Source organism: Hominiventricola aquisgranensis, assembly GCF_040096225.1.
GTDB classification, from domain to species: domain Bacteria; phylum Bacillota; class Clostridia; order Lachnospirales; family Lachnospiraceae; genus Hominiventricola; species Hominiventricola aquisgranensis.
This window is the reverse complement of sequence record NZ_JBBMFC010000062.1, coordinates 1-4585: the sequence shown is the minus strand read 5'-3', so window position 1 is coordinate 4585 and position 4585 is coordinate 1. Positions and strand designations below refer to the sequence as shown.

The 4585-nt window shown below is 45.6% G+C and carries 5 protein-coding genes; all 5 read right to left on the bottom strand.

What is annotated here, in order from left to right; translation table 11 throughout:
- On the bottom strand, positions 1–194 hold a 194-nt coding region (locus tag WMO62_RS15665; RefSeq protein ID WP_349145262.1), incomplete at its 3' end, for an ATP-binding cassette domain-containing protein.
- 62 nt (positions 195–256) lie between these two features.
- Positions 257–1099 carry a YjjW family glycine radical enzyme activase gene (locus WMO62_RS15660; protein WP_349145261.1) on the bottom strand — a complete coding sequence of 281 codons (843 nt, stop codon included), beginning with the start codon at positions 1097–1099 and terminating at the stop codon, positions 257–259.
- 3 nt (positions 1100–1102) lie between these two features.
- Positions 1103–2647: a YjjI family glycine radical enzyme gene (locus WMO62_RS15655; protein ID WP_118511716.1), complete on the bottom strand. Its 1545-nt coding sequence runs from the start codon at positions 2645–2647 to the stop codon at positions 1103–1105.
- An 86-nt stretch (positions 2648–2733) separates the two neighbouring features.
- Positions 2734–3507, bottom strand: a complete 774-nt coding sequence (udp, locus tag WMO62_RS15650) for a uridine phosphorylase (protein WP_147600499.1) — start codon at positions 3505–3507, stop codon at positions 2734–2736.
- 3 nt (positions 3508–3510) lie between these two features.
- The gene (locus tag WMO62_RS15645; RefSeq protein WP_349145260.1) at positions 3511–4248 is read right to left on the bottom strand and encodes a Crp/Fnr family transcriptional regulator; all 738 of its coding nucleotides are present in this window, start codon (positions 4246–4248) and stop codon (positions 3511–3513) included.
- Between the last annotated feature and the right edge of the window lie 337 nt (positions 4249–4585).

Below are 4585 nucleotides of genomic sequence, written 5' to 3'. Positions count from 1 at the left end.
AAGATCTGACCGCTGGTCGGCTTATAGAGTCCGCAGAGCACATTCATCATGGTACTCTTTCCGGCTCCGTTCTCTCCAAGGATCGCATGTACCTCTCCTTTGTGTACGGTCAGATTGATGTGGTCGTTGGCTGTAAAGTCACCGAATTTCTTCACGATGTCCTTCATCTGAATGACTACTTTACTCGCATCCATATGGCTTGTTCTTGCCAAGGCTTGTTCCCTCCTGTTTACTTTTCTAGACTCGCAAACTCGCGTTAGATCACGGTTACGTGTTCAAATCCTTTTTCTTTCATGATATCTGCCAGATGTGTCAGATACTCCTGATCTGGAATCTGGTAATGCGCATACTCTTCTCTCACGCCCATGGGTCGGTAAGCTATGATCTTCACGCGGATATCATGGATCTTCAGATATGGTGCCAGAAAATCACCGATCTTACGAACGCTGTTTTCTGTATCATAAAGATCCGGTACAATAACAGCTCTCACCTCATATAGTTTGGAAGTTTCCGCCAGATATACTGCATTCTTCAGCACCATTTCATTGGTAACATCTGTCACTTTTTTATGTTCTTCCGGTTCAAATGCCTTGATATCCAGCATCACGCCATCAGACACTTCCATCAGTTCCGGGTAATCTTCAAAGGAAATGGTACCGTTGCTGTCGATCAGCGTTCCCAGCCCATCCTGCTTTGCCAGGCGGAACAGTTCAGTCAGAAAATCCGGGTGGAGCATACATTCTCCACCGGATACGCTGATACCACGGATAAACGGAATCTGTTTTTTCACCTTCGCATAGACTTCTTCTGGGGTCATCTCACAGGTTCTCGGAGAACTGTCATTGGGACAGACATGGATGCAAGTATCACACTGCACACATTTTGCCGGATCAAATGCCACTTTCCCGTCTGCATCAAAGGACAGTGCACCTGCCGGACAGTTATTCACGCAGGTTCCACACTGTACACACATTTTTCTGGTCTCCGGATTGTGACAGTATTTACAGTTGATGTTGCATCCCTGTAAAAAAATCGCTGTCCGGTTGCCCGGACCATCCACACTGCTGAACGGAATGATCCGGTTTATTACTGCTTTCATTGATCAACGTACCTTTCTCTCCAGAATATGGCCATTTCTGGCTGCACCCAGGCCCAGAGCTGTAGTATCCTGCAGAACAGCCTCGCCGCCAGCCAGCTTCTCAAGCTCAGAACGTTTTACAAGGTAACCGGTCACACGGATCACATCGCTGTCGCTGGAGTAGAAGGACAGATAACGCAGATCCATCTTGAAAGATCCTTTGATAATGTCCAGTACATATTCTGGATTCCGATGAACAGTCATATCAATCGGGAAAATATCTCCCGTTCCGGAGGTGAAATATTTATGAAATTTCTTCAGCACGTTGAGCTGGTCGATCAGCTCCTCCGGTTCCTCGCCGATAGGAATACGGGTTCCCGGTGTCACATTCTCATCCTCTGCCAGGCCAACCTGCGCGTGAAGCAGAAAATGTCCATTGGTTCCCTCACAGTATTTATTTTTATGATTCAGATTAAACTCTTTGATGATCTCCATGATCTCAACACCCAGATCATTGGCTGCCTCATCATGACCAAAGCGTCCTTTGATACCTTCTTTTTCAAACAGAATATTTACACAGTCTGCCAGACCAACCAGTCCATACATACCAGAAAATCGGTCTCTGTGGATAAATCCCTCTTTTGCCAGGAAGTTGTTCTCAAAGAATCCGCTCTCCTCTACCTCAAATTTGATCCTTGCATCCATGTAACGAGCCATGATATCCAGCACATAAGGAAGCTCACGCTCTTTGAAATCCTTGATATTTTTTGCTCTCTTGGCAATATTTCCAAGAACCAGACGGCAAAGAGTGTAAGCACCACCGCCCAGCAACAGTCCGTTGTAACAGCTTGCGATCACATAATTCTCACCCAGCTCGCTCTTGAACATCTTATGATTTGCAAAGCTTGGCTTTGCACTGTGCATGGCACAGTCGATGGCTTTCAGTGCAAAATCATCCGGTGTGATATCCTCATCGTATTTAAAGCTTAAGTTCGGAACTGCATTTTCCAGCTCTTTCTCTGCTTCCAGAAGAAGACGTCCAGCCTTGGTCTCTCTCGGTCCGATATTTGCATGTGAAAAGGAATCCAGAATGGTGCGATCCATCTGCGTCAGGAACAGCTTCAGCATTTTCTTTGCCTGTGCCTCATCTACCGTATCGATATACGGCTCCAGCAGTTCATCCAGCTGACCTACATATACCGGATAGTTGGTAACGCTTGGCACATGTTTGTAGAAGATCATCAGGCTGTTCAGTGCCTCATAAAGATCCGTCGGCGGATCCAGCTGCAGAAACTTACTTCCCTCCTTCAGGAATTTCGCATAATCCGGGATAATGTAACGGGGACGCATAGGCGCATGTCCCTCGGACAGATCGCAGATACATTTACGGTCGATGGGCACGTTCAGAAGCTCATCCAGCCCTTCCGGAAGATCAAGCACCTCCATCAGAGAATCTGCCTGATTCGCCAGGCAGGTCAGTTTCTGCTCATGTGTCAGGGTTGCACTCTCGATAATTTCCAGAATGTTCTTTCTTGTTTCATTGACTCTTTCCATAGAAATGTCACGCATTGTTATTGATTCCTCCTCATGTGATATAAATTGCAAATTGCAGAGCCATGCAAAGGCAATTTTGCGAATGTGACTCTGCGTAATTACTACTCGGCGTCTTCTTTGATCAGTTTACGGATCGCTTCAATCGCCACACGGATGGCCATATCTGTGTCATGTGCTACTGGGTTATCAAGTCCCTGTTTTTCTCTCTCCTGATTGGCCATTACCAGAAATACAGATCCGCAGCGTACATGCAGTGTGCTTGCCACGATAAACAATGCCGCAGATTCCATCTCGGATGCCAGACATCCAAGGCGTTTCCACGCTTCCCATTTGTTCAGCAGTTCATAGCTGACCGGCATAGTCTCCGGTGAATGCTGTCCATAAAATGCATCTTTACACTGCACAACTCCCACGTGTGATTTCTGCCCCAGTTCCTTCGCAGAAGCTCTCAATGCATTGACAATGTCAATGTCCGCCACTGCCGGAAATTCGATGGGCGCATATTCCTTACTGGTTCCTTCCATACGGATAGCTCCGCTGGCGATCACAACATCAGAGCTCTTCACATCGAGCTGCATACCACCGCAGGTGCCTACACGGATAAAAGTGTCTGCACCACATTTTACCAGTTCTTCCATGGCGATAGATGCGGACGGACCTCCAATACCAGTTGATGTAACACTTACCTTTACGCCGTCAAGATATCCGGTGTAGGTCACATACTCACGGCTGTCAGCCACCAGCTTCGCATCATCAAAATATGCAGCGATCTTGGCACAGCGCTTCGGATCACCCGGCAGGATCACGTATTTTCCAACGTCACCCTCTCCTACCTGGATGTGATACTGTTTATCTGGATTTTCTGAATATTTCATCTGTCATTCCCCCATTTCGTTGATTTGATCTTTCATCAGTTTTTTGATCTTGCTATATTGATTCCATGTCATTACGATGTTCCAGCCATTTCTGGTGATAAGATTTTTTTCCTCCAGTTCCTTCAAAGCTCTGGTGATCGTCCGCTCCGATAATCCTGTAACCTCCGAGAAATCCTTCCGACTCATATACACACTGTAAGTATCGAACTTTCCGTAGGTCTCATACAAATTTGTAAGGATGAGATAAACCCGTTCATTTCCGGGAAGCAGTACATAAAGTCGCTCTTTTCTGGACTGATCCAACAGATACCCGATAATCCGCTCTGTCTCCATCTGCAGGGCATCCACATCTTTAAGAATCCATTTTTCAAAGGAATCTCTCGGTATCTTCAGAAATAAGCTGTCTCTGGTTGTTGCCAGCGTAGTCCGGTACTGATCCATATGTCCTAAGATTTCCATAGCACCAAATGTCTCAATAGGATTAAAATGACAAAAACCATAGACCGTTTCCCGTACCCGGTAGTCGACCGCGGAAACGCATCCCTTCAGAAGAACATACACTTTGTCCACTGGCATTCCTTCCTGAATAAATGTTGTTCCTTCCGGCATCCGTACCACCTGCATACTTCCTGTCACACTTTCCGGCGCATGAGCAAAGTAACGGTTCAGGTAATCCCTCTGCTCCGTATTCAGTTTTCGAATGATTTCATCTGCTTCACTCATTTTGGTTAATTTATCCATTTTCTTTTCATTTTCTACTTTATTTATACCACATTTCTCACAGCTAAGAAAGGACAAATGTCAGTTTTAAGTCCTTTTTCTTGCCATTTGGCAGTTTTAAAATTTTTTCGTGACTATCGCCAAGAATCAACATGTAAATTTGGTAAGAATCACGAATAGAAAAATGTGCAATTATCTGACAGACGCAAAAAATGGAGCAAAGACATCACTGTCTTCACTCCATTTTCTTCACTGATTCTATCTGCAGATCAATCCAGCTCATTATTTGGATTTCACGAAAATCTTGCCGTTGGCTGCCGGTGTATGGGCTTTTCCAACGAACAGTACCAGTGCGATG